The 23,880-nt window shown below is 41.8% G+C and carries 23 protein-coding genes; 12 read left to right on the top strand and 11 right to left on the bottom strand.

The window, feature by feature from the left end:
- The first annotated feature begins 48 nt into the window (after positions 1–48).
- Positions 49–1,650, top strand: a complete 1,602-nt coding sequence (locus L3Q70_RS15505; protein WP_062568313.1) for a methyl-accepting chemotaxis protein — start codon at positions 49–51, stop codon at positions 1,648–1,650.
- Positions 1,651–1,702: 52 nt separating this feature from the next.
- On the opposite strand, the gene speE is transcribed toward L3Q70_RS15505, so the two are convergent.
- From speE to L3Q70_RS15475, 6 genes are all read right to left on the bottom strand, one after another.
- On the bottom strand, positions 1,703–2,566 hold the full coding sequence (gene speE, locus L3Q70_RS15500; protein WP_062568312.1) for a polyamine aminopropyltransferase: 864 nt from the start codon (positions 2,564–2,566) through the stop codon (positions 1,703–1,705).
- A 237-nt stretch (positions 2,567–2,803) separates the two neighbouring features.
- The gene (locus tag L3Q70_RS15495) at positions 2,804–3,859 is read right to left on the bottom strand and encodes a porin (RefSeq protein ID WP_237114557.1); all 1,056 of its coding nucleotides are present in this window, start codon (positions 3,857–3,859) and stop codon (positions 2,804–2,806) included.
- Between the two features lie 90 nt (positions 3,860–3,949).
- Positions 3,950–4,738, bottom strand: coding sequence for an SH3 domain-containing protein (locus tag L3Q70_RS15490; RefSeq protein ID WP_062568310.1), 789 nt, complete (start codon positions 4,736–4,738; stop codon positions 3,950–3,952).
- Positions 4,739–4,752: 14 nt separating this feature from the next.
- A complete protein-coding gene (locus L3Q70_RS15485) occupies positions 4,753–6,120 on the bottom strand; it encodes an ATP-binding protein (RefSeq protein ID WP_193987941.1) in 1,368 nt (455 codons plus the stop codon).
- Positions 6,107–6,769, bottom strand: coding sequence for a response regulator transcription factor (locus L3Q70_RS15480; protein WP_062568308.1), 663 nt, complete (start codon positions 6,767–6,769; stop codon positions 6,107–6,109). The genes L3Q70_RS15485 and L3Q70_RS15480 overlap by 14 nt, the downstream gene beginning before the upstream one ends.
- 11 nt (positions 6,770–6,780) lie before the next feature.
- The gene (locus tag L3Q70_RS15475) at positions 6,781–7,179 is read right to left on the bottom strand and encodes a hypothetical protein (RefSeq protein WP_062568307.1); all 399 of its coding nucleotides are present in this window, start codon (positions 7,177–7,179) and stop codon (positions 6,781–6,783) included.
- 261 nt (positions 7,180–7,440) lie between these two features.
- On the opposite strand from L3Q70_RS15475, the gene L3Q70_RS15470 reads away from it, so the two are divergent.
- The 6 genes from L3Q70_RS15470 to L3Q70_RS15445 all read left to right on the top strand — a co-directional run bounded on the left by L3Q70_RS15470 (position 7,441) and on the right by L3Q70_RS15445 (position 15,211).
- Entirely contained in the window at positions 7,441–8,505 is a 1,065-nt protein-coding gene (locus tag L3Q70_RS15470; RefSeq protein WP_237114556.1) for a molybdopterin guanine dinucleotide synthesis B family protein, read from the top strand.
- A 1-nt stretch (position 8,506) separates the two neighbouring features.
- Positions 8,507–10,063, top strand: coding sequence for an ABC transporter ATP-binding protein (locus L3Q70_RS15465; RefSeq protein ID WP_237114555.1), 1,557 nt, complete (start codon positions 8,507–8,509; stop codon positions 10,061–10,063).
- 179 nt (positions 10,064–10,242) lie between these two features.
- Positions 10,243–12,123, top strand: a complete 1,881-nt coding sequence (gene speA / locus L3Q70_RS15460) for a biosynthetic arginine decarboxylase (RefSeq protein WP_062568305.1) — start codon at positions 10,243–10,245, stop codon at positions 12,121–12,123.
- A 21-nt stretch (positions 12,124–12,144) separates the two neighbouring features.
- Positions 12,145–13,026 (top strand): acyltransferase, encoded by an 882-nt coding sequence (locus L3Q70_RS15455; protein ID WP_130149138.1) that lies wholly within the window; start codon positions 12,145–12,147, stop codon positions 13,024–13,026.
- A 26-nt stretch (positions 13,027–13,052) separates the two neighbouring features.
- Positions 13,053–13,976, top strand: coding sequence for an acetyltransferase (locus L3Q70_RS15450; protein WP_062568303.1), 924 nt, complete (start codon positions 13,053–13,055; stop codon positions 13,974–13,976).
- A complete protein-coding gene (locus tag L3Q70_RS15445) occupies positions 13,973–15,211 on the top strand; it encodes a mechanosensitive ion channel domain-containing protein (protein ID WP_062568302.1) in 1,239 nt (412 codons plus the stop codon). Before L3Q70_RS15450 ends, L3Q70_RS15445 begins: the two co-directional genes overlap by 4 nt.
- A gap of 8 nt (positions 15,212–15,219) precedes the next feature.
- Here L3Q70_RS15445 and chrA read toward each other — a convergent pair whose 3' ends face one another.
- Positions 15,220–16,359, bottom strand: a complete 1,140-nt coding sequence (chrA, locus tag L3Q70_RS15440; protein WP_062568385.1) for a chromate efflux transporter — start codon at positions 16,357–16,359, stop codon at positions 15,220–15,222.
- A gap of 84 nt (positions 16,360–16,443) precedes the next feature.
- On the opposite strand from chrA, the gene L3Q70_RS15435 reads away from it, so the two are divergent.
- Both L3Q70_RS15435 and L3Q70_RS15430 read left to right on the top strand, forming a co-directional pair.
- The gene (locus L3Q70_RS15435; RefSeq protein ID WP_237114554.1) at positions 16,444–17,280 is read left to right on the top strand and encodes a transporter substrate-binding domain-containing protein; all 837 of its coding nucleotides are present in this window, start codon (positions 16,444–16,446) and stop codon (positions 17,278–17,280) included.
- 80 nt (positions 17,281–17,360) lie between these two features.
- Positions 17,361–17,993, top strand: a complete 633-nt coding sequence (locus L3Q70_RS15430) for an OmpA family protein (protein ID WP_062568300.1) — start codon at positions 17,361–17,363, stop codon at positions 17,991–17,993.
- A gap of 63 nt (positions 17,994–18,056) precedes the next feature.
- Here L3Q70_RS15430 and L3Q70_RS15425 read toward each other — a convergent pair whose 3' ends face one another.
- Complete coding sequence (locus L3Q70_RS15425) at positions 18,057–19,829, bottom strand: ABC transporter transmembrane domain-containing protein (protein WP_237114553.1); 1,773 nt, start codon at positions 19,827–19,829, stop codon at positions 18,057–18,059.
- A gap of 78 nt (positions 19,830–19,907) precedes the next feature.
- On the opposite strand from L3Q70_RS15425, the gene L3Q70_RS15420 reads away from it, so the two are divergent.
- The 3 genes from L3Q70_RS15420 to L3Q70_RS15410 are packed head-to-tail and all read left to right on the top strand — an operon-like array spanning position 19,908 to position 21,473.
- Positions 19,908–20,306: a DUF3224 domain-containing protein gene (locus L3Q70_RS15420; protein WP_193987938.1), complete on the top strand. Its 399-nt coding sequence runs from the start codon at positions 19,908–19,910 to the stop codon at positions 20,304–20,306.
- On the top strand, positions 20,306–20,923 hold the full coding sequence (locus L3Q70_RS15415) for a LysE family translocator (protein ID WP_193987937.1): 618 nt from the start codon (positions 20,306–20,308) through the stop codon (positions 20,921–20,923). The genes L3Q70_RS15420 and L3Q70_RS15415 overlap by 1 nt, the downstream gene beginning before the upstream one ends.
- A 10-nt stretch (positions 20,924–20,933) precedes the next feature.
- Positions 20,934–21,473 (top strand): PH domain-containing protein, encoded by a 540-nt coding sequence (locus L3Q70_RS15410; RefSeq protein WP_062568296.1) that lies wholly within the window; start codon positions 20,934–20,936, stop codon positions 21,471–21,473.
- Here the strand turns inward: L3Q70_RS15410 and L3Q70_RS15405 are convergent.
- The 3 genes from L3Q70_RS15405 to L3Q70_RS15395 form a co-directional block, all read right to left on the bottom strand.
- Entirely contained in the window at positions 21,470–23,260 is a 1,791-nt protein-coding gene (locus tag L3Q70_RS15405; protein WP_237114552.1) for an alkaline phosphatase D family protein, read from the bottom strand. The genes L3Q70_RS15410 and L3Q70_RS15405 overlap by 4 nt on opposite strands.
- A gap of 62 nt (positions 23,261–23,322) precedes the next feature.
- Positions 23,323–23,667 carry a rhodanese-like domain-containing protein gene (locus tag L3Q70_RS15400; RefSeq protein WP_054562833.1) on the bottom strand — a complete coding sequence of 115 codons (345 nt, stop codon included), beginning with the start codon at positions 23,665–23,667 and terminating at the stop codon, positions 23,323–23,325.
- A 1-nt stretch (position 23,668) separates the two neighbouring features.
- Entirely contained in the window at positions 23,669–23,857 is a 189-nt protein-coding gene (locus L3Q70_RS15395) for a DUF2892 domain-containing protein (RefSeq protein ID WP_054562832.1), read from the bottom strand.
- Positions 23,858–23,880: the final 23 nt, after the last annotated feature.

The following is a 23,880-nucleotide window of genomic DNA, read 5'->3' as shown; positions in this document are numbered from 1 at the left end:
CTAACATTCTAATAAACGTGCTAATTAGAATTTGAATTAGGATAATGTATGAATTTACAAAGCATTCGCGTCAAAAGTTCACTGCCTATCGTTTTACTCGCAATTGCTATCGTAATCTTGATAGCAGGTTACACCTACTTAATAAACATACAAAGAGTGGCAATAGACGCCCAGTCAGAGCGGTTTGTAAATGCCGTATCGGTAGTCGTAAATGCAGACAGAGACTTATATCAAGCAAAAGTGGCAGAGTTGCATCTTGTTACTCAAATGAAAGGTGATAAAGAGCAACTAACAGATCACCAAGAAAATGCCGAGCAAGTTAAAGAACGTTTTAAACAATATCTATCTTATATGTCGCCATACTCTGAGATTACGAGTCAATTCCCTAACTTTGATAGCGCATTTGATGCATGGTACACAGCATCAACAAGTTACATAAATAACCCTGCTGATGCTTCGCAAAGACAAGCTGCAGAGCAATCCTTTTCGGCACTACGTGATATTTTAGATAAAGCCGGTGAAGCAGCGGATAAAACATCACAAGCTGAAACCGAGAAGCTGATGAGCAAAGTGATCAATTTTAAAGTGATGTTAATGATCATGATCGCCGTCGTATTAGCCATTGCAGGTTGGTTTAGTTATTTTGTACCGCGTCAATTAACTAGACAAATTAACTATGTCACTGAGCGCATTAATGAAATCGCTTCTGGAGATGGTGATTTAACGGGGCGAATTAACGTAAAAACACAAGATGAATTTGCTGATCTTGCGACTGCTTTCAACCGCTTTTTGGATAATTTACAGCAGTTGATTAAAGATATTTTAGAACAAGCAAAAGAGTTAAATGCATTAGGTAACGATTTAGGCAGTTTTGCCAATCAAAACCACCAAGTAAATCAAAAGCTCAGCCAAGCATCTGAGTCAATTGTCAGCGCGGTACATGAAATGAGTGTCGCTAGCCGTGAAGTGGCAAATGTAGCGCAAAACTCATCCCATGAGGCTGATAACTCGCAACAGCTTGCTAAGCAGGGTTTGTCGGCAGTAGATAACTCAAGTAGAAAAATTACCGCGCTATCCGAAAATATGGAGCATGCAAGTCAACGTTCTACTGAATTACAGCAAAGCTCTGATAATATTGCCAAAGTACTTGAAGTTATACGTGCCATTGCTGAGCAAACAAATTTACTCGCTTTGAACGCAGCCATTGAGGCTGCGCGAGCAGGCGAACAAGGACGAGGGTTTGCTGTTGTAGCAGATGAAGTACGTACTCTTGCAACGCGAACGCAAGACAGCACAAATGACATACAAACAATGGTTGAGCAGTTTGCGGAAAGTGTTGAACAATCACTACAGGCTATCAATAGTGGTAAGCGTTATGCTGATGAAGCGGTTGAGTCATTCGCGCAAACAAATGATGTATTAAACTTGATGCAAGAATCGTCAGTGAAAGTAAACGACATGGCAATGCAGACGGCGCAAGCAACTGAAGAGCAAACCGCTGTGGCTGATGAAATAAGCCAAAACTTGTCAGACTTAAACGATCAAACTCAGCAAGGCGGAGGCTTGGCAAGCTCGACTCAAGAGGTGGCTAATCGTATGAGCCAATTAACTAATGAGCTTAATCATTTAGTTAATCGGTTTAAGGTTTAAAACTAATTGATAACAAAAAGGGCTCAATGAGCCCTTTTTTAGTTTAGTAAAACTACTTTTTCTCAAAAGCGCGTTTCATATAATTTGGTGTGGCTAATGCGCCGTGGTGAATACCTGCATTATAGTATTCTGTACTTTGCGAAAGTGTATCAGCATCATCTTCACGAAAACCATTGAAGGCTTCTGATTTACGTGCAAGGGTTACTGACCATAGGCCACTTGGGTAGATTGGTTGTGGAAAAGGCAGAGTTTGTAGATCAACAAAGCCCACTTCTGTCATCGCGTCGCGCATTTCTACTAACAGTGGCATGTGCATAAGCGGTGATTCACTTTGTTGAATTAAGATACCACCAGGGCGAAGTGCCGTTAAACAGCTAGTATAAAAAGCATGGTTAAATAAACCTTCACCCGGACCAACAGGGTCTGTACCGTCTACAATCACAACATCGATTGACTCAGGTGCTGCTTCACGCATGTATTTGATACCGTCGTCAAACATCACAGTGGCGCGTGGATCTTGGTTTGATTCACATAATTCTGGGAAATATTTTAGTGACATTTGTGTCACGACTTCATCAATATCAATTTGCGTCACGCTTTCAACACCTGGGTGCTTTAATACTTCGCGCAATGTTCCGCAGTCGCCACCACCAATGATAACTACATTTTTAGGAGCGGGGTGTGCAAGCAATGCTGGATGACTGATCATTTCGTGATAGAAAAAGTTTTCACGGCTACTTACCATAGTGCAGCCATCAATAATCATAAGATTACCAAAGTCAGTCGTTTCATACATTTCTACTTTTTGAAATGGTGACTGCTGTTCATCAAGCTTTTTGTTTATGCGAAGTGAAAAGGCACTACCATCACGGTCACTAATTTCAGTGAACCAGTTGTTTTGATCTAAATTAGCCATCTTGCTTATACACTTTTGGTTAATGGTAAAAAAGGGGTGCAATTCTGCCAGTGCTTGGCCAATTGCTCAATCAAATTTTAATCAGTATAGCGAAAATTTTTCTTCACCTTGTAGTTGGCACCTTTTTAACCGTGATAAAGGTGGTGTCGTTTTATCGAGATAAACAATTAATAATTATTTAAAACAATAAACTACAGGCATTACAAAAATAAATCATTATCCAAATAGTAAGACTAATTAAAATTTAATATTAATGCCAAGAGCCACATTAATATCATCAGCCTTATCAGCATCGAAATAACGTTTTCGAATTTCTACATAAGCGTGTTTTTGCGATGCAAATCGATAGTCGTTACCAATGACAAGGGCGCGTTGCTTCGCTCCTTTTATGTCATTAGCGCCATAAGCATACTCTAGACTGCCATAGATTCGATGCTGGTCAAATAAACGATAACGAGCGCCAAGTGCGTAGTGTCGAGATTCTGCTGTTTTAGATTTTTGTAAATCTTTGAGTGAGTGTGTTGCGCCATAAATAGAAACTTGCAAATTTGAGCTTGCTTGCCATTTAGCAGAAGCGATGTGGGTATGATACTTGGCTTGTTCGTAATAGCTGGCTTGATAACCAGCTTCAAGCTCGATATTTTTGAGACCTGTGTAATGAATACCTAGTCCAACCCCGTAATCTAGCTTAGTATCTTTGACTCTCAATCGCTGGCTACCAATTCTCAACTGCGGTCTATTTTCCAGCGTGCGGCTGAAGTTGTATTGACCTGAAAGGCGAAACTCATCAAAGCGAGTGTGATATTGCATAGTATGAGAAGGGCGCTTGGTGTTTAACTCGTCTTTTGTTAAATGAACCGATGCGCCCACACGGTGGCTACGGTCAAAATTGTCGTAGTTTTTTACAATCGCATTTTGTTGCCCATACTGCAGTTTCCCCCATTGGGTGCGTACACCTAAATAGGCTTGCCGAGTTTTAAAAAAGGGCGTGTCATCAGTATTAGCATTGGTTCCTAATTCATAACGACCGTAGATCTTGCTTTGGGCAACAGGGTAATTGAATTTAATTCCTGCTTTACTGGCATTATCTTTTAATTGCCACTGTTGAGAAGAACGGTTTGACCGTTCATGTGTTTTTTCTTGCTTATTGCTATAAGTCGCGGCAATTTTTAAATTAGCGTAAGGTGAAATATCAAGCTCATTTATTAAGTCTTTTAATTGTATGTCACTGCTGCTGACTTGTGCACTTGTGAGTAGTAGGGTTACAGGGAAAATAGTGTATGAGTATCGCATGTTTTGTCTCTTATTAATTCAATAAGAGACATGGTAAAAAACCTCTCCTGACAAGATGCTTAGAGGCGTTGTAAGGTGAGTGTCAGGTTATTAATTGGCTGTGGTTGCGCTATCGTGGTGAGGATCAATAAACCAAACATCAGGTGTTTTTTGGCATAAATTGATAGTGCGCTGCTGTTGTATCGCTTGGCGCTTAAATTGTAATTTAACAATGCGGCACTGTGCTAAGCCAAAAATGTGGTGAATAGGTAATACATAGCCATCGCGGGTTAGATCGTTATCATATGTTACTTTTAGCTCATACGGACGGCTGTTTAGAAAATCTCGCTTTTTGATTGTATTTTCAAAATCGGCATACTTTGCATAGCCGATGAGCTGGTTGTCTCGCTCAATTAATGCCCATTCTTCATTAAGCTCTAAGGCTAGCACTTTTACTAATTCATTCTTGGCAATTTGACCCATTGGTACTGAATCAGACGATGGCGCCTGAAAAAGAGATATTTTATTTTTGCTAATCACCGGTATATCAAGAAACATGAGTTCAAAATTGGTTTTTATATTTTCTTGACCAACACGTTGTAGCTGAAAGGCTTGTAAAGTGGTGTCGTCGATGCTTGCCGTCCAGCGAGTTTTAGTCACTGAGTCTTGATTAACTATTTTACTGTGTGTGGGTTTTTTTAGGCTATGAGCCAACTCACGAAACAGGTGCTGACGACCTTGATCACTTAAAAACAGATCAAGCTCTTCGTTGATCGCCAATGCTGCTAAGGCATGCTGTTTTTTCAGTTGTGTTTCAATTGCCCCAGGATCTTTAACTAATTCAGTGAGCTGGCATCCAGTTAGGGTAAATAAAGCAATTGATAAGATTAATTGTTTCATAAGAACTCCGAGTGTCAATCCATGATTATTTGCGTGCCAGGTAGTAGCAAAGTGATAGCTAAACCTGTTTTTGAAAGTGTACTGTCATGCAAGGAAATAGTGCCGCCATACAGTAGAACAATATCTTGAACTATATTGAGGCCTAAGCCACTGCCTTGTGTTGTTTCATCTAAGCGCTTGCCAGGAGCAAACACAGTTTGGCGTTCAGTGATTGGAATACCTGGGCCGTCATCTTCTATGCATATTTCTATACCACGCTCAACATGTGTTGCTTTAATAAATACACGTTGTGTGGCCCATTTACAGGCATTATCGATTAGGTTCCCTAAGACCTCATCAAGATCATGGTTATCGCCATTAAATTGCAGATGAGGGTGGCAAGAGAAATCTATTTTCAAGCCTTTTTGCTTATATAAAAGCTCAAGGCTAAAAATCAGCTCACTGAGTGTGTCTGCGACATTAGTTCTTGCTGCTAGCTTTTCAAATGAGCCCGCCAAACGAGCGCGTGCCAAGTGGCTATGCGTGCTTTGACTTAGCTTTTCAGCTTGTTCGAGAATGATTTTTGCGTCGCTTTGAGGTAACTGATTTGCATGATTCTTCAACACTGAAATTGGATTTTTCAAAGCATGAGCGAGATTTGATGCTTGCAAACGAGCTCGCTCTAATATTTCTTTATTGTTTTGTAGCAAATGATTAAGTTCAGTTTGTACTTCATCAAGCTCATTCGGAAGAGATAAAGTCAAGGAGTCTTGCTGCCCATCACGAATGGCGCGAATTCCTCGTTGTAATTCTTTTATCGGATGAAGCATTTTTTTTAGTTGCCAGAGTAAAAGGCTGGCAAACACCAAGCCTAAAAGTGCGAACGCGACTATTAAGCGAGTTGCGAAAGCAATCACATCACTATGAATATCATCTTTTGGGCCGCTGACAATGATGAATACCGTTTGATCGACAGCTTGAAAATGAACACGACGAATGGCTCCTCGTAAGGCTAGGCCTGTTGGTCCTTCAAATTCAATAAAAGTTAGCTGCGGGTTGTTATGCTCAGCAATTAAAGGAAACGGGGCGTCGGCATATAAAGAAGCTGATTGCTGTTTTACCTCACCTTGATGAATGACTTGCCAATACCAGCCTGAAAAAGGTTCTTGAAATCGCGCTGCTGCAGAGATGTGATCTAGCTGTAACTCCCCTGATGCCGTGAACTGTGTGGCAGCCAATAACGAGTTTGATTTATTTGTTAGCGTTCGATCAAATCGTCGCTCGATGTATGAGTCGAAAAGCATGACTAGTGCCACCGATAACACACTCAGCGCAATTATCATGAAAATGATCATGCGCTGTATTAAACGACCGCGTAACGAGTAAGTTTTATTCGTCGGCATTGAGAAGATATCCTTGTCCGCGTCGGGTTTGAATATGCGTGGTGCCTAGCTTTTTACGTACACGGTTGACCAAAACTTCAATAACATTTGAGTTATGTTCAAAGTCCATTTGATATAAATGCTCTGTCAGTGTTGCTTTGGAGACAACCTGATTCTGTCTATTCATTAAGTAGGCGAGCAAACGATATTCTAATGCGCTTAGATCAAGATGAGTTCCTGCTAGTGTCGCACGTTGAGTTGCGGTATCTAACTGCAAAGAACCGGCACTTAAAACGCTGCTAGCGTGGCCATTGCTGCGCCTAACAAGGGCTTCTACGCGTGCCAGTAATTCTTCCATTTCAAATGGTTTGATTAAGTAATCATCTGCGCCAGCTCTTAACCCTGTTACCCGCTCACGCCATGTGTCACGGGCGGTTAAGATAATCACGGGCATTTTATTACCATTTCTTCGCCAATCAGATAAGACACTTAAGCCATCACGTTTTGGCAAGCCAATATCTAAAATAGCGATATCATATTCTTCCGTATCACCTATAAACCACGCTTCTTCGCCATCGTGACATTGATCGACTGCAAATCCATGTTCAGTTAATGCGTGACTAATTTGCTCGGCAGCTTGAGTATTATCTTCAACGACTAACGCGCGCATATTGCTTCCTTTTATGGTTGTTCCTTGCTGATACTCTTATCACCAACCAGTTTATCTAATTCTTGAAAAACACGATTGATGGGATCCCATTGCTTTTTACTATCATCTAAAATCAACTCAAAGGTGTCGGTTTGGTAATAACGATGACTGACATCACCACTACGATTAACAATTTTGACCTTAAAGACTTGTTGACAGTCGAGTTGCTGCACATTTGATTTCAAAAGAGTCTCCCCATTTAATAAGTCTTCAGCTTTGAACTTTTTAATAAAGCGATAAAAAACTTTCGCTGAGGGAGTGTTGCTTTGAACTGTGCACTGCTCATCTTGACCATAAGCGAACCCTGTCAGCAAAAATAAAACGATTGCTAAAGGGATAAAATGGCATTGTTTATTGTTGGATAACGACATAGCCCGCCTAAAAAAGAAGATAGCAACAAAGGAGTATACTTAGCCTTAGCTTACAGCAACCTTACAGTCACCACTTAGGTTTACTAATTTATTATTTTAATAAAAAATAAATAGTTAGTTATTTGATTTCTAATGTCTTTTTTGAATATTACAGCAAGCTTACTGGTTATATAACATAGCTGTCAGGGTGATGCTTTTAAGATGCACTCATTGATTGGCAATGAGGCCAATTATAGTCACTTAATGTATAGGAATTATATTATGTCAGCATCATCTTACACTATGTCACAGCGCCTTCAGTCTGCAAAGCGTGCTTTTGTAACGCGCCGAGTAGACAGCAATGATTTGCAGGGATTAAACACAAACCAGTCACCTAAAAGTGGTGACCTTGTATTAGCAAGAGTGACAGAGATTGGTCATCATACAAAAATAGAGCGAATTGATGGTCGTAAAGCAACTTTATATGAAGGTGATGAGATTATTCTCGCTTTTGGCAATCGTTATGCTCCAGATCAATTTGAAGCGACCGTACCCAATAACTTAGATGCTTGTCATATGGTTGCTGCTGGTGGTATTGCTGGTTTAGCACTTGGTTGGCACAGTCGCATTTCAGTACCCACTGCTATTCAACCAATAGGATTAATCACCAATAAACATGATCAGGTTATAAATGTCGCTGATTATAAACTGCCCAGCCATCAATATGGACTCGTAGCCAATAGCGTGCCAAGCGTGGTGGTGGTTGGAACTTCGATGAATGCGGGTAAAACAACCACAGCGGCCCATTTAATTCATGGTTTAAATGCTGCTGGTCACACTGTGGGGGCAATGAAAATTACAGGCACTGGAGCAGGTGGTGATCTTTGGCTAATGAAGGACTCAGGTGCCGCGCACGTACTTGACTTTACTGATGCAGGTTATCCAACAAGTTTTAATATTGGTAATGAACAAGCGAAGCAAATTTATCCTGTTCTAGCGGCAGAACTAATACGCAAGGGTTGCACTGCAATTGTGATTGAAGTGGCGGATGGTATCTATCAACAAGAAACAAATGCGATTCTAGAAAGTCCTGACTTTAAACAACATTTTCCAAATGTTTTATTTACTGCACGCGAAGCTATGGGTGCACAAAGTGGTGCCAGTTGGCTGGTGAACCAGGGATACAATGTGCAGGGAATTGGTGGACGTATCTGTGCTTCTCCATTAGCCACACGTGAGGCGGCAAATGCATTAGGGATGACGGTGTATGATTTAGCTGATTTACGCGACCCTACAACAGCTTGTTATATTTTAGGAACTGACGCTTACACATCAGGTACAGCCTAGTATGAACAGTGGATTTCCTACATTTTTGTCGGGGATTGGGCCGTTGCGGCTTATATCCCTCACTCTATTAGCATTGCTAAGTGTGGGAGCGAGTAGCTACAAGTTAATCTGGTTTTCAAATGCTTGGCAAAGCGAGGTGTTCTCGCTAACCATAGCACTTTTGGGGGGCGTTTTAGTTAATCTTGTAGCCAGATTTTGCCTCAGTGTTCTTGCCGAGCAAAATGGACAGAAACTCGTTTTAGCTTATCGTAATGCGCTTTTTCAGCGGATGTTGAGTGCAAATATAGAACATGGGCCCAACCGTATTGGCGTGGCTATGAACCGCTTAATTAGTGACGCTAATGGTGTTGCTCATTTTGCAGGACGAGGCTTAGCTTACGGACAAATGGGAGGAATAGGGCTAATCGTTTTTGGCTGGCTGCTGTTTATGCAGAATCAAAAACTGGCTTTTAGTGTACTACTTGCTGTGATTATAGTGTTTGCTTTTATTGCGTCCATTACGCTGTGGGCTTTGCGGTTCGCGGGTAATATTCGTACTAGTCGTGGTCGTTTAAGTGGGCATTTGAGCGAGCGTTGCTTTGGTTATCTCAATGTTGCTCGGATGAGGAATCAAGGTAAAGAAGTGAAGCGTATTGATCGTCGAGGACGTGATTTAGCATGGCAGCTTGTGTACTGGCGAGGAGGTATTTTAATATGCCGAAGCTTAGCACCACTCACCGTTACCACTTTAATCGTACTGAACTCAAAAGATATGAACATAATGGCGTGGTCGAGTTTAGTGCGCGTACTTATTTTATCTCTATGTTTATTGAGTATCGATTATTTAATTAGAAGCTGGGCCGATTGGGTTAACTTTTATGTTGCTCGAAAGCGTTTAAAATTAGCTCATGATCGCTGCACGCTAACAACAAAGCGTGCGGAGCATCGTTTAAAGCGTTTTCAACGTTATGATTTAAAACTACGTCAGTTACGTATTTTGAGTGCAATGCCAGAGTGTAATGCTGAGATTGCTGCTGGCGAGCGTATTTTAATTTGCGGGCACGTCGGTAAGTCAATGCTATGTCGCGCTCTTGCGCAACAACGAGAGCCTGTCTCTGGGTTTTTAGTGTTAGGTCGAAGACGGTTTGAAAACCTAGACTTTAGACGCTTACAGCAGTTGATAGTTGTTATTGATGAATTTTCTCAGCTTTTTAAGGGATCAATTTACAGCAATATTTTATATGGCACGGGAAAAAAGCGCAGTGCAGAGGTTGAAACATTCATTACAAAATTAGGATTTAATGAATCTTTACTAGACAGCCAAGTTGCTGAGCTTGGACGCGGTTGTCCACAAAGCTTAGTCGCCAGAATTTTATTAGCGAGAGCACTACTTATACAACCTGCGGTATTGGTAATCGATTTGCCGGTGTTTATTGCTCACCCTGAGATCAGGCAGTTACTGAAAGATGTTGCTGAGCAACATTCTTTCACGCTTTTACTCGTAAGTGAGCCAGAGCTGGCACCCATAGCCTATACAGGCGTTTTGAATGTAGATAAAGGCCAGCTCACGGCGCCCTAATATTATTCATTCTACAGCTGATAGGTTTATTACTTTCGGAATTTTATAAGGGGGACTTAGATAATAAACATCATTTAATTTGGCTTGTCTTTGGTTTAATCAGTATTTTTTGTTAGCGTGGTGGCGGGTAGCGTATTAAAATATGCGTTTATATTAAAGAAACTACAGAAGACAATGCCATGACTTGGGGTTTAGATAAAGCACGCAACACGTATAATGTCGCTCATTGGAGTGACGGCTATTTTGACATTAATGCGCAAGGAGAGCTGGTTGCTTACCCTGATGGCGATCAAGCTAAGGCGGCAATTTCCCTATCTGAACTGACTGAACAATTTAAAAAGCAAGGTCTAACATTACCTGTTCTAGTGCGTTTTACCGATATTCTGCAAAATCGTGTTGGCACTTTAACGAGTGCATTTACCAAAGCACGTAATGCACGAGATTATCAAGGTAGTTATACTTGTGTATACCCAATTAAAGTAAACCAACAGCGCTCTGTGGTAACTAAACTTCTGGCTCATCCAAGCGGCTTGGTTGGTTTAGAAGCAGGTTCTAAACCTGAATTAATGGCGATTTTGGGTGTTGCGCAAAACCCCATTACCATTGTTTGTAATGGTTACAAAGACAGTGAGTTTTTGCGCCTAGCCTGCATAGGTCAAGCGCTTGGTCATAAAGTTCACATTGTTGTTGAGAAGCTTTCTGAGTTAACAACGCTATTAACTGAAATTGATGATTTAGGTATTGAACCCTCAATTGGTATTCGTATCCGCTTAAACTCCGTGGGTAAAGGAAAGTGGCAAAACACAGGTGGTGAAAAAGGTAAGTTCGGCTTAACGGCGGGACAGGTGCTTTCGGCTGTTGAGTTATTAAAGTCACATAATAAATTACACCTGATGCAGCTAGTGCACTTTCATATCGGTTCACAAATTGCCAATATCCGTGACATTCATAGAGCGTTACGCGAATGTGCCCGCCACTTTGCTGAGCTAACACAACTCGGTGTGCCTCTTAATACCGTTGATGTTGGTGGAGGACTCGGTGTTGACTATGAAGGCTCTGGTTCACGTAGCGCATGTTCAATGAATTATAGTGTTGAAGAGTATGCACGTAATGTTGTGAATGCGTTTGCTGAAGTATGCCAGCAGCATGACTTAAAACATCCAGCTATTATAACAGAGTCGGGTCGTGCGTTAACTGCGCACCACGCGGTATTGATTACTGACGTGATTGACGTTGAGCGTGCGCCTAATCATGCTAACCCAGCGCCTCCAGAAACAAATAGTGTGTTAGTGCTTGAAGATATGTGGCAATGCTTACAGCGTTTAACACCCCGTATGGCCTTAGAAATCTATCATGATGCTATGCATTTATTTAGTGAAGCTCACGACCAATATGTGCACGGCTTACTGAGCATGCTTGAGTGGGCTAAGCTAGAGCAGCTTTATTTTACTATTTTACACCGTGTTCGTGCTTCGCTTAGCGAAAATGCACGTGCGCATCGTGAGGTGCTCGATGATCTCAATGAAAAGTTGGCTGATAAACTGTTTGTTAACTTTTCATTGTTTCAATCATTGCCAGACGTGTGGGGGATTCAACAGTTATTCCCCGTCATGCCTGTTGAAAATTTACATCAGCCACTAACACAACGCGCCATTATTCAAGATATTACCTGTGATTCTGATGGGCAAATCCGTAATTATGTTGAAGGCACGGGAATTGAGAGCAGCCTACCTATCCCTGAATATAAACCTGGGCAGCAGTATCATATTGCGATGTTCTTAGTGGGGGCATATCAAGAAATTTTAGGTGATTTACACAACTTGTTTGGTGATACTGACTCAGTTCATGTGGAACTTACTGACAGCGGCTACCAGCTAACGAATGCAATAAAAGGTGATAGCGTTAAGGACGTATTAAAGTTTGTTGATTATGATAGCGAAATTCTTGCTGAAAACTTCGCAAAAAGGGTCAGTGAACTGGCAATTGATGAGCAATATAAGGCACAATATTTGTCCGAGCTAAATGCCGGCCTTGCAGGCTACACATATTTTGAAGATTAAGCGTTAAAGGAATAAGTTGTAATGTCCGTTATTCGTTGTGTGTTAAGTATTTTCTTTTATACCATCAATACACTTTTTTGGTTTGTGCCGATTTTTATTTGTGGTCTGATTAAGTTGATTCCAATCAAGCCATTGCAAAAACTAATGAGCTGGCTTGCCAAGCAGTGTGCGACAGTTTGGGTTTCTGGTAACAGTGTTAATCAAAATATATTTGCCCCTTACAAGCTTAACGTTACAGGGCTTGAGCAATTACAAGCAAAAGACTGGTATTTAGTGATTGCAAACCATCAAAGCTGGGTTGATATTTTGGTGATGCAACGCATTTTTAATCGACGTATTCCATTTTTAAATTTTTTCTTAAAAAAAGAATTAATTTATGTGCCTTTTTTAGGACTGTCTTGGTGGGCACTCGATTTTCCATTTATGACCCGTACCAGTAAAAGTCAATTGAAGAAAAACCCCAAGTTACGTGGTAAAGACCTAGAAACAACACGTAAAGCCTGTGAAAAGTTTAAAGAGATGCCAGTAAGCGTGGTTAATTTTGTTGAAGGAACACGGTTTACGGCAGAAAAACATCAACGTCAAAATAGCCCGTTTGAGTATTTACTAAAGCCTAAAGCAGGTGGTGTAGCGTTTGTTATGCAAGCGATGGGGGAGCAAATCTCAAAAGTGGTCAATGTCACCATACATTACCCTGATGGGATCCCGAGCTTTGTTGATTTTGCGAGCGGCCGTGTAAAATGCATTGATGTCCGTGTTGAAGTGATGGATGTAAGCCCTAACTTAATTGGTGATTACACTAACGATGCAGACTTTAGGGTGAACTTTCAGGCTGAATTGAACCAAATCTGGTTGCAGAAAAATCAGCAATTAGCGCAATTTGAATCGCAAGTAAAATCATAGTTACTTGCGCCATTGAGAGCACACATATGTTAAAAAAATTTTTACCTAATTGGCTAACAGGGCTACTTGTCAGTATTGTGCTGTTTGCCAATGTCATTTTATGGGGCACGCTTGTGCTGCTATTAGGTGTGCTCAAATTGGTTTTACCGTTTAAGGTGGTTAGCCATACTTTGCATTTAGCTTACAAAGGCTGGTGTAATGGTAACCGTCTTGCATTATGGCTTGGGTGCCCCAGTATAGAAGTTAATATTCAAGGCTCATTAAATCGTAAAGGTTGGTACTTACTTATCTCAAACCATATGAGCTGGCTTGATATTGTTGTATTGAGTGCGATTGATGCACTGCCAGCACCTAAATTTTTTCTAAAAGATGAATTAAAGTACGTGCCTTTCATCGGCACGGGGGCATGGGCCATGGGCATGCCATTTATGAAGCGTGTAAGTAAGTCGCAGCTGGCTAAAAACCCTAAACTCAAAGGTCTTGACGTTGAGAGAACCAAGCGCAGCTGTCGAGATTTTAGAAATCACCCAACAACCATTATTAACTTTGTCGAAGGCACGCGTTTTACCACTCAAAAGCACCATAGACAAAATAGTCCCTTTACCCATTTACTCAAACCAAAAGCTGGCGGGATTGCTTTTGCCCTCGAAGTATTGGGAGAGCAATTTGATGCACTTTTGAATACATCGATTATTTATCAAGGAGAGGGAGAGCATATCTGCCGCAATTTAATTTGTGGTCGTCTTGATGCGATAAAAGTGGATATGCAAGTGCAAGCAATTGCTGCACAGATGATTGGGGACTATCAGCATGACCGTGACTTTAGAACCTCTTTTCAGCAGCATATTAACGATTTATGGTTGCAAAAAGATGCTCAGCTAATAAGTTATCATCAAACGCAACAAGACAACTATATGGCAACGATGAATGAGGAAGTTGAAACACCATGAAGCAAACTAACCTGCAAAAATTAGTCATGCCTTGGTTTGAAAATATGCCTGATGCACAGCTGCTTAGCGCACTTACGGCAACGGCTATTGGCATTTGTGCATTACTGTTTGTGTATGTTTTTACACGCAAACTTATGCTTCCTGGTATTCAAAAAGCAGTGACGCGTTTATCGCCTGAGCGTATTGGCGCCCTAGCTCCTTTGTTGACTAAGCTTAATGGCCGTTTTGCCGGTACGTTATGTTGTGTATTATTTTTAGCTACGTTTGACAATGTATACCCTGTTACTGATGTTGCAGCCCTTATACTTAAAACGATAGGGCAAGTAGTGCTAATCATCTATGGCGGCTTCATCATAAGCAGTATTGTTAGTGTTGCAGGTGGTATTTACAACCAGCTTGATTTCGCAAGAGAGGTGCCGATTCAAGGTCTTATTCAAGTGGTAAAACTTATCACGTTTATGATCTGTGCAATCTTAATTGTCAGTATTTTACTTGAAAAGTCACCGACCTATATTTTGTCTGGCTTTGGTGCGATAGCTGCGGTGACCTTGTTAGTATTTAAAGATACGATTTTAGGTTTTGTTGCCAGTATTCAAATTGCAGCTAATCGGTTAGTTACTTATGGTGATTGGATTCAAGTTGACAGTTATGGTGCGGATGGAGAAGTCATTGATCTAGGCTTAAATACGGTGAAAGTTCGTAACTGGGATAACACAATTACAACGATCCCGACTTACATGCTTGTTGCTGGCTCATTCAAAAACTGGCGAGGAATGCAGGAGTCTGGTGGGCGTCGCATCAAACGTTCTTTGAACATTGATATGAATAGTATTCGCTTAGTTGATGAAGCATTTCGCGAGCAAATCGACAGTGCGATTCCATTGCATGATTATATTCGTGTTTCTAGTTTACCTGAGCCTGTTACAAATCTTGGTTTGTTTCGTCGTTATGCTGAAGGCTATTTAAAACAGCATGAAAAGATAAACCGTGATCTCACGTTGATGGTGCGTGAGTTACAACCGCTCAACCATGGATTACCGATTGAATTTTATTGCTTTAGTGAAGATAAACGTTGGATTTCTTATGAGCATCTACAAGCTGAAATTATGGACCATTTGCTAGCAGTGATTCCGATTTTTGGACTGCGCCCATACCAAAGTGTCACGGGACAATTTAGCGCTAATGATCAGAGCGGTATTAAACCGAGCATTAAGGTAAATAGCTCGGCGAGTTAATAATAGTACTAGCTGATATATTGCTGCCCCAACGCCAGCATAATAAAACCTACTAATAGCCACCAAATAGGTGGCTTTGCAAGTCTAAGCCAAGCAAACGCAACTACCACAACGATGATATGCCACACAGTGTGTATTGCTGATTGCCAAATCGGCGAGTAAAGTGCCGCTGCTAAAAAGCCGACTACCGCGGCATTTAATGCAGCAATACTTCCTGCGAAACGGGGCTTATCAGCAAGCTGCAACCAGCTTTTCAAAAATGCGAACATTAATAAAAAACCAGGTAAGAAAATTAAAAGTGTTGCGAGGATTGCACCTGCCAATGAGCTGTTGGGTGTAACTTGTGCGCCGAGGTATGTGGCAATCGTAAACATAGGCCCAGGGATGGCCTGTGCACTAGCATAAGCCGACAAGAATTGCCCAGTCTCAAGAGTTGGTACACCTGCTTGCAAAATGGGTAGCACTACATGGCCACCGCCAAATACCATCGCACCAGTTTGGTAAAATGGTGCAAACATTTCAAACCATTCACCTAAAGGTAAAAAGCTAAGTAATAGTAAGGTGCCGAATAGCCCAAGGGGGAGCCACGCGATAGTCACTTTTTTACTATTATTGGTGAGGGGGAGTTTAATGTGCGGGTAAAACCAGCCAATTGCAGCTGCCACAATAAGCACAAAAACTTGGCTTGATAACTGAGCAAAGAATATTAGCGCAAGTGTACTCATCACCGCGATAAGCTTGTGTAAGTGGGTTTTGCAAAAGCTCACTGCCATACTGTAGGTTGCATCGGCGACAATCACTACAGCAAATAGTTTAAGACCCGCAATGACGGCAAAGTAAAGGTTGCCAAATTGATGGGCGCTCAACGCGAGGAAAAACATAATTAAAAATGAAGGCAGGGTAAAGCCAATAAATGCGCTAAGGCCACCCAGCAATCCTGCTTTTTCGACCCCAATAGCAAAGCTGACTTGGCTGGACCCCGGTCCTGGTAGAGCTTGGCTGAGACTAATTAGTTGCGCGTATCGTTCGTTGCTTAGCCAGTTCAGATTATCAACAAAATGCCTTTTGAAATAACCAAGGTGAGCTGCAGGGCCACCAAAACTCATACAGCCTAGTAGTAAAAATTGTTTAAATATAATGAGTAACATTGCTTTTGCCATACAGGTAATCCACTCTATTATGACAACATTGTATGACATTTTTGTGGTTTTTATGACATTTTTGTGGTTTTTATGACATTAACGTGTCTTTCATTATCAAAAATGAGTGAACTTGGTGTGAGTAGCCCTTTGAGACAATATTTTACTTACCTGCTATTACTACTTGGTACAGGGGCTGTTTTTGCTTCGCCGTTGCCTAAAGTAACGGTCGGGTTAGATCACGCGCCCCCTTATAGCATAGCGACTAAAGATGGAAAATTTAGTGGTGTAGTGGTTGATATAATGCGCGACATGCAAAAAAGTTTACCATTTAGAGTTGATTTTGTTGCTTGTCCATTTCCTCGCTGTGTGAAAATGCTTCAACAAAATGAAATCGATGTTAAAGGTGGATTAATCCGTACTGCTAAGCGTGAAAAAACAATGCACTTTTTAACACCTCCTTATATGATGCTGACGTCTTCATTTGTGTTTTATGCCCGTGCTAGCAGCTTATTCACTGTCAATAAATATCAAGATTTACGTGGTAAACGCATAGCTGTAACGCGTGGTGCTGTTCACTTTCCTCGCTTTGACCAAGACAAGCGATTGCTAAAAGTGGAAGCGCTTAGTGAAAATAATGCCTTCGAGATGTTACTTAAGGGACGTGTCGAATTAGTCATCGGTGTCGAAGATACAGCCGATAATGCGTCAGTGTTTTTACATCGACCCACAAAACAAATTATTAAAATGCCTTATCGTTTTGATGATGTAATCTACGGGCATCTTGCTCTTAGCAAACAGTTTGCTAACACTGAATTAGCACGGCAGTTTCAAGAGCACCTGAATGCAATTGTTGAAAATGGCCGGCTGAGTGAGTTAGTTAAGGTTTATAACCTGCCGGCTGTCACAAAAGTAAATGTGAACAATTAACCTATTCTTCATGGTTTGTTCATCGTTATTTGTTCATAATTGTTAATAATTCAATATTAGTAATTGCCATGGAGAGACACATGACTTTTAGCAAATCGGTTCTAGCAGTAGGTGTATGCGCTGTTTTATTAACAGGTTGTGAAACAACAAATACAGGTAAAGGCGCAGCTATTGGTGCAGCAACGGGAGCTGTTTTAGGTAAAGCAACAGGCGATCATGATGATAAACGTATTTTCATTGGTGCAGCAATTGGTGCTTTAGCAGGTGCGGCTGTAGGTGATTACATGGACAAGCAAGAAGAGGCTTTCCGTGATGAGCTGGCAGGCTCTGGCGTTGAGGTTGTTCGTGAAGGCGATAATATCCGTCTAGTCATGCCATCGAATATTACATTTGCAACTGACCAATCTTATATCACATCGGGCTTTCATAATACGCTGAACGCTATTGCTCAAGTGATGAACAAGTACGAAAAAACTTACTTAAGTGTTGAAGGTCATACTGATAGCACCGGCCGTGATAGCTATAACATGACGCTTTCTCAACAACGTGCACAAAGCGTTAAAGATTACCTAGTGAATCAGCAGATATTATCTGCCCGTATAAGTACACGAGGTTATGGTGAAACACGTCCAGTAGCAAGTAATGATACTGCAAATGGTCGTGCTCTGAATCGTCGTGTAGAGATTCAAATTGTACCAAACACACAAGGTTAGGCTTAAAGCCTGAGCTTGTGGTCAGGTTTGATTTGCCCTTTCAAACCTGACAATCCCTCTTTGTTAATCACGATTAAATTGTAGTTCGCACAACTGTTTATACAAAGGATTAGCAGCTAGTAATTGCGGATGTGTTCCTGTCGCTATCACTTCCCCCTTATCCATTACCACTATTACATCAGCATGTTTAACTGTTGCTAAACGATGTGCAATGATCAGTGTTGTTCTATCTTGCATTAAATGTTCTAGTGCGGCTTGTACATGAAACTCACTTTGCGCATCAAGAGCGCTGGTGGCTTCATCAAGTAAAAGAATGGCAGGATCTTTTAATATTGCTCGTGCTAGCACAATGCGTTGTTTTTGCCCGCCAGAAAGCCTGACTCCTTGTTCACCTAAAAAGCTTTGATAACCATCCGGTAATTGAGTAATAAACTCATCAGCATGGGCATATTTTGCCGCCGTATAAACTTGCTCATCTGTTGCATCAGGGTTGCCATAGCGAATGTTATGCATCACGTCTGAACTAAATAAAATAGGGTTTTGTGCCACCATCCCCATTTGCTGACGCAAGCAATTTAGTGAAAGCGCTTTAATATTAACCCCTGCTAGTGAAATACTCCCTGAACTTGGATCGTAAAAGCGCTGTAGTAATTCAAACAGTGTGGTTTTACCCGCCCCTGATGGGCCGACAATCGCCACTGTTTGCCCTTGTTTTACGGTTAAATTAAGCGTATTTAATGCGGCGCTATCTGGTCTTGAAGGGTAATGGAAAGACACATTTTCAAATTGAATTGCAGGGTGATTTACTTTATTCGCATTAAATTGTGCATCACTGTTTTTGGCTGGGCTTTGGATCATACTTTCAACGGCAAGTAGCTCCAGCAAGCGGGCGGCAGCACCTGCAGCTCTTTGTAATTCACCGTAAACTTCAGCAACCGTTGCTACAGACATCGCCACCATGATGGCATAAAACACGAAAGCACCAAGCTCACCGCCTGTCATCGTGCCCGCAAGTACATCACTGCCACCAATCCAAAGCATAATACTAATAGCTGTAAAGGTGAGGAATATCACCGCTGCAATTAAAAATGAGCGTTGCTTGATGCGGCTTTTAGCCACCTGAAAGGCTTTATTGGTCTCGTTAGCAAAGGCCGCTTTTTCACGTTCTTCATGGCTGTAGCTTTGTACAACTTTAATATTCTGGATTATTTCGCCTGCGTAAGTACTGATATCGGCAATGGCATCTTGGCTAGAGCTTGCGAGCTTTCTCACTTTTCGGCCAAAAATCATCATCGGAAGTAGTACCACAGGTACGCAAGCAACAACCACAAGGGTTAGCTTTAAGTTGGTGATAAGCAGCATAGCCAAACCACCAATCAGCATTAAGCTACTGCGTAGTGCCATTGAAAAAGAGGAGCCGATGATAGATTGTAATAAGGTTGTGTCGGTCGTTAACCGTGACATTAGCTCACCGCTACGATTTTCTTCAAAGTAGCTTGGGTGCAAAGTGACGATACGGTCGAACACCGCTTTACGAATATCATTACTGACTCGCTCGCCAATCCACGACATTAAATAAAAGCGGCAGAATGTGCCAACAGCTAATAAGCTAATCAAACCAATGAGTACCATTACAGCTTGTTGGAGCTGGGCTTGTGAGCCAGCAATAAAGCCATGATCAATGACAAATTTAACGCCTTGACCAAGCGATAGGTTGACACCTGCGGTGAGTAACAAAGCTGCAAGGGCGGCTAATACCACCCACTTATAAGGCTTTATAAACGCTAAAATGGGTAATAAGCTTCGAAAAGCGGCCTGCTCTTTGGTTTTTGCCATGCTAGATTCTTTTAAGTGAATAGGGTATAGATATGGTTATCTTTGTTTTAAAAATCAACAGTAAAGTAAGGGATTAGTATGGAATCAATAACTGTTAGTGGTGAATTCACCGTTAAATTAAACCCAATCGGTGGTTATGCGACAGGTCAAGATGGTGTGAATCTTGGACGTATGTCAATAGATAAAGAATTCTCTGGTGCACTTGAGGCATTGAGTCAAGGTGAGATGTTAAGTGCCATGACAGCAACTCAAGGCAGTGCAGGTTATGTTGCTATTGAACAAGTTGTAGGAAAGCTCAATGGCAAGCAGGGCAGTTTTGTTTTGCAACATTTTGGCACGATGGATAAAGGGGCGGATCGTTTGATTTTAGAAGTTGTGCCTGACTCGGGAACCGGTGAACTTGAAGGTGTAACAGGGAAAATGCACATTCGAGTCGAAGAGGGGATTCATTATTACGATTTTGAGTACCAGCTGTAATGACATTACCTTTATGGCTTAGCCTAGTCGCCGTTTGCATTATGGGCGCAATGTCACCGGGGCCGAGTTTAGCTGTGGTGTTAAAGCACAGTCTGCATGGTGGCATGAAAAACGGTATGTTAGCAGCACTTAGCCATGGTATCGGGGTCGGGTTTTATGCCTGTGCTTCGTTGCTAGGGTTAGGGGCATTGATGACTCAACTGCCAACACTTTATCAAGTACTTGTTTATGGCGGTGCAGCATATCTTGCCTATTTAGGGATTCGTATTTTATTAGCTAGGCCCAGCTCGCAAACACTGCATGTTGAGAAAGCGAAGCCAAGCCCTCGTGCAGCTTTGCAAGATGGCTTTGCCATTGCCTTTTTGAACCCAAAGCTTGCGGTATTCTTTTTAGCGCTGTTCTCGCAATTTATTGACCCAGAAAACCTCACGTTTCAGGTTGGGTTGATTATGTGCTTAACGGTGTTTGTGCTCGATACGGGGTGGTATCTACTTGTTGCACTGTTAACCGAAATATCAAAAAAACGGTTTGGTTTTACCAAGGCAAACCCTTGGTTTGAAAAGCTACTGGGGGTGATTTTTATTGCTCTGGCAGTTCGCGTTGTCATCACTTTATAAGGAATTCGAAATGACAGAAAGCAGTTTATTGAGTGCCAGTTTTGATCCCAAAGTAAAACAGTATTGGTTATTACTGGGTATGTTTACCTGTGTGATTAGTATGGTAGGTATCCCTTTCATTCCCATTGTTGCGTTAATAATCTGGCTGGTGGCAGGGCGTATTTTAGCGGCGATGTCAGCTACTTTGTTAACTCGTAAATTAGTGGTGAAGCGTGGTGTCTTTTTTAAAGAAGAAAAGTCGATCCCTCTTGAAAAAATAACCGATGTAGCACTAAGCCAAGGTCCTTTGATGCGTCAATTTGGCCTTTATCGACTGAGCTTTGAAACGGCAGGTCAATCAGGGCAAGGTGCATTGGTATCATTACTCGGAGTGATTAATGCAGAGACGTTTCGCGAAGCAATCTTGAAACAAAAAGATGAAATATCTCAAACCAGTCCTAAAGCTGAGCATCAAGCAGAAGATAGTCAGTTAGAACTGCTACGTTCACTTACTTATAGCGTAAAAAACATTGAGCAAATGTTAGTTACGCTATTAGATGAAAAGCGTTAGGCCATTTGTAAAGTAGGGCTACCAGCTTGTACGCTGAGCGCTTTTTGACGCTCGTTAAGCAGTGTGTAATCGGCTGTTTTAACGCTGCTCACATAATGCCACTGGGCAAGCGCTTGTTGCTGAGTAAAGGTGACGGTTAAGTAGCCGCGTTCAACTAAGTTGTTGTAAGCTAAGTCGTTAACCAGCAATGCGATGACTTGCTCAACTTGTGCGACAGCTTCACTCGATTGTGTATTTAATGCTAAGTAGTTCTCAAGGCCCGGTGAAGAAACCGAAGATGTTGCAAACTCAACACCGGCTGCGGCGTTAGCAGAAACAGGGTTGCTGGCATCAGTGACTAATTGTCCCGCCCAACTGTTATGCGTATCACCCGCCAAGACGACTAAGTTCTTTTGCGCTGCAATTGCTGTCCCAAGTATTACCTCACGTTCATAAGCATAGCCATCCCATGCATCAAGATTATAAGGTGCTGTTGTTTCTACGCGTGCTCGCTGCTCACTCGTAACCGTTGGATCGCCAGCTAAAATGCGTCCTTTAATTTGCGCAAGCTCACTAAATAATGTATTTGCTTGAGCAAGTAATGCCGATGGATCAGCGCCGCTTGCTTGAGTCACTTGAATGTTCATTAGTAACTGCAAAACCTCAAATGGCAAATGCATTTTGGTCATCAGCACTTGTTGCCCAAGCACTTGCCATTGTGTTGTTGCTGTCGCTAAACCATCGGTTAGCCATGTAAGTTGCTCATTACCTAATAGAGCACGAGTTGGAGAGCTGATTGCTGTAACAAAGTCAGTTTGTCCTTGGCTGCTGGTTAAATCGAAATCGGCGTAATTAACTTGCTCGTCGCGAGCTAAAACACGGGTATCGAGCATGTGTAATGACACTAAATTACCAAACTCAAAGCGTCGATAAATACGTTCTTTATCGGCTACATTACGGATAGGCATCCATTCAAAGTAGGCTTGTAGCGCATGCATTTTGCGCTCGCTAAATTCACCTTCGCCGTCGTTGTGATTTTCTGCGCCACTGTGCCATGTATCATTCGTTATTTCATGGTCGTCCCAAACAGTAATAAATGCACAATGACTATGGGCAGCCTGCAGGTTTTCGTCTTTACGGTAATGAGCGTAACGTTTGCGATAATCCGCTAAAGAAATGATTTCATCACTGTTGTCATCAGGTAATAAACGGCCTAGTTCGGCGGCATCTTCAGTGGCATACCCTGTATTGCCATATTCATAGATGTAGTCACCTAAGTGCAGTACTGCATCTAAATCGGTTTGTTTTGCGATTTCACCATACACATGGAAGTAGCCAGCAGGGTAGTTAGCGCAAGAGACAACGGCAAATTTTACTTGCTCTATGTTGCTGGTTGGGAGTGTTTTACCTGCCCCCGTGGGTGAAGTTTTACCATTACTTATGAAGCGGTAGTAATAAGTAGTGTTAGCATCGAGACCTTGCAGATCAACTTTCAAGGTAAAGTCGGTTGCATCACTTACTTGTGTCTCGCCATCATGGCTTATGGTTGTGAAGTTAGCATCCGTTGAGGCTTGCCAAACTACGTTAACACTCGTGACGTTTTCAAGCGGGGTAATGCGAGTCCAAATAATCAGACTGTCAGCGAGCGGGTCGCCACTGGCTACACCGTGATCAAAGCTGACAAGGGTCTGCTTTGTGGTTTCATCATCATCGTCATTAAGACTACAGCCAGTTAAACCGAAAGATAAAACGGCGGCGCCAAAACCCGCCGCCGATGCTTTTAAAAAACGTCTCCGTGTAAAAGTCATTGCTCTGTACCTATGAGTAGAAAAGTACGAGCTTATCCGACCAGTGTTACTATTCTATGAAGCTAAAACACTTGGCAAATTTGTTCTGCATTACAGGTGATTACTGTGACATTTTCGTAGCCAACACGAGTCAGTGCTTCGGCACTGAGTGTAGCACGGGCACTACTTGCACAGTGTAAGTAGATTGGCCGAGCAGGGTCTTTTTCAATTTCCATTAATTTCATTTCAAGTACACCACGTGGGATATTAATTGCACCTGTCGCTGCTTTAGTGGCGTGTTCAGCAGGTTCACGTACGTCAATTAGTAAACCATGGTTTTCGCTTAATTCTTGTTTTGCTTGGTCAGCGCTAATGCGGCGCTGGTTTGGAGCAATAATTTTCATTAAGTCAGGAATTGGGGTCAGCATACTAATCCTCCATGCCAAGTTTGCGTAAAATGGTGATCATTGGGCACCACTTAGTGAATGCGGATTGAATTAAGTTTAGAGCAATAAATACCGTAAACCAAATCCACAGCGGACTGTGAAACTGTTGTAGCAACAATGAAATACAGATCATTACACCAGCAATTAAGCGAAGCGCGTCATTTAGTTTCATAATAAGACCTCGATAACAGAGTG

It is taken from the genome of Pseudoalteromonas sp. CF6-2, assembly GCF_021729425.1.
Lineage (GTDB): Bacteria > Pseudomonadota > Gammaproteobacteria > Enterobacterales > Alteromonadaceae > Pseudoalteromonas > Pseudoalteromonas arabiensis.
Note: the sequence above shows the minus strand (reverse complement) of the source record. Positions and strands in the feature narration are given on the sequence as shown.

What these genes read in the sequence shown, in the direction of transcription:
- L3Q70_RS15430 (WP_062568300.1), top strand. Translation starts at nt 17,361, where the DNA reads ATGACTTTTAGCAAATCGGTTCTAGCAGTAGGTGTATGCGCTGTTTTA.
- L3Q70_RS15505 (WP_062568313.1), top strand. Translation starts at nt 49, where the DNA reads ATGAATTTACAAAGCATTCGCGTCAAAAGTTCACTGCCTATCGTTTTA.
- L3Q70_RS15450 (WP_062568303.1), top strand. Translation starts at nt 13,053, where the DNA reads ATGTTAAAAAAATTTTTACCTAATTGGCTAACAGGGCTACTTGTCAGT.
- L3Q70_RS15410 (WP_062568296.1), top strand. Translation starts at nt 20,934, where the DNA reads ATGACAGAAAGCAGTTTATTGAGTGCCAGTTTTGATCCCAAAGTAAAA.
- L3Q70_RS15395 (WP_054562832.1), bottom strand. Translation starts at nt 23,857, where the DNA reads ATGAAACTAAATGACGCGCTTCGCTTAATTGCTGGTGTAATGATCTGT.
- L3Q70_RS15445 (WP_062568302.1), top strand. Translation starts at nt 13,973, where the DNA reads ATGAAGCAAACTAACCTGCAAAAATTAGTCATGCCTTGGTTTGAAAAT.
- L3Q70_RS15435 (WP_237114554.1), top strand. Translation starts at nt 16,444, where the DNA reads ATGACATTAACGTGTCTTTCATTATCAAAAATGAGTGAACTTGGTGTG.
- L3Q70_RS15455 (WP_130149138.1), top strand. Translation starts at nt 12,145, where the DNA reads ATGTCCGTTATTCGTTGTGTGTTAAGTATTTTCTTTTATACCATCAAT.
- L3Q70_RS15465 (WP_237114555.1), top strand. Translation starts at nt 8,507, where the DNA reads ATGAACAGTGGATTTCCTACATTTTTGTCGGGGATTGGGCCGTTGCGG.
- chrA (WP_062568385.1), bottom strand. Translation starts at nt 16,359, where the DNA reads ATGTTACTCATTATATTTAAACAATTTTTACTACTAGGCTGTATGAGT.
- L3Q70_RS15490 (WP_062568310.1), bottom strand. Translation starts at nt 4,738, where the DNA reads ATGAAACAATTAATCTTATCAATTGCTTTATTTACCCTAACTGGATGC.
- L3Q70_RS15470 (WP_237114556.1), top strand. Translation starts at nt 7,441, where the DNA reads ATGTCAGCATCATCTTACACTATGTCACAGCGCCTTCAGTCTGCAAAG.
- L3Q70_RS15475 (WP_062568307.1), bottom strand. Translation starts at nt 7,179, where the DNA reads ATGTCGTTATCCAACAATAAACAATGCCATTTTATCCCTTTAGCAATC.
- L3Q70_RS15415 (WP_193987937.1), top strand. Translation starts at nt 20,306, where the DNA reads ATGACATTACCTTTATGGCTTAGCCTAGTCGCCGTTTGCATTATGGGC.
- speA (WP_062568305.1), top strand. Translation starts at nt 10,243, where the DNA reads ATGACTTGGGGTTTAGATAAAGCACGCAACACGTATAATGTCGCTCAT.
- L3Q70_RS15420 (WP_193987938.1), top strand. Translation starts at nt 19,908, where the DNA reads ATGGAATCAATAACTGTTAGTGGTGAATTCACCGTTAAATTAAACCCA.
- L3Q70_RS15485 (WP_193987941.1), bottom strand. Translation starts at nt 6,120, where the DNA reads ATGCCGACGAATAAAACTTACTCGTTACGCGGTCGTTTAATACAGCGC.
- L3Q70_RS15405 (WP_237114552.1), bottom strand. Translation starts at nt 23,260, where the DNA reads ATGACTTTTACACGGAGACGTTTTTTAAAAGCATCGGCGGCGGGTTTT.
- L3Q70_RS15480 (WP_062568308.1), bottom strand. Translation starts at nt 6,769, where the DNA reads ATGCGCGCGTTAGTCGTTGAAGATAATACTCAAGCTGCCGAGCAAATT.
- L3Q70_RS15425 (WP_237114553.1), bottom strand. Translation starts at nt 19,829, where the DNA reads ATGGCAAAAACCAAAGAGCAGGCCGCTTTTCGAAGCTTATTACCCATT.
- speE (WP_062568312.1), bottom strand. Translation starts at nt 2,566, where the DNA reads ATGGCTAATTTAGATCAAAACAACTGGTTCACTGAAATTAGTGACCGT.
- L3Q70_RS15495 (WP_237114557.1), bottom strand. Translation starts at nt 3,859, where the DNA reads ATGCGATACTCATACACTATTTTCCCTGTAACCCTACTACTCACAAGT.
- L3Q70_RS15400 (WP_054562833.1), bottom strand. Translation starts at nt 23,667, where the DNA reads ATGCTGACCCCAATTCCTGACTTAATGAAAATTATTGCTCCAAACCAG.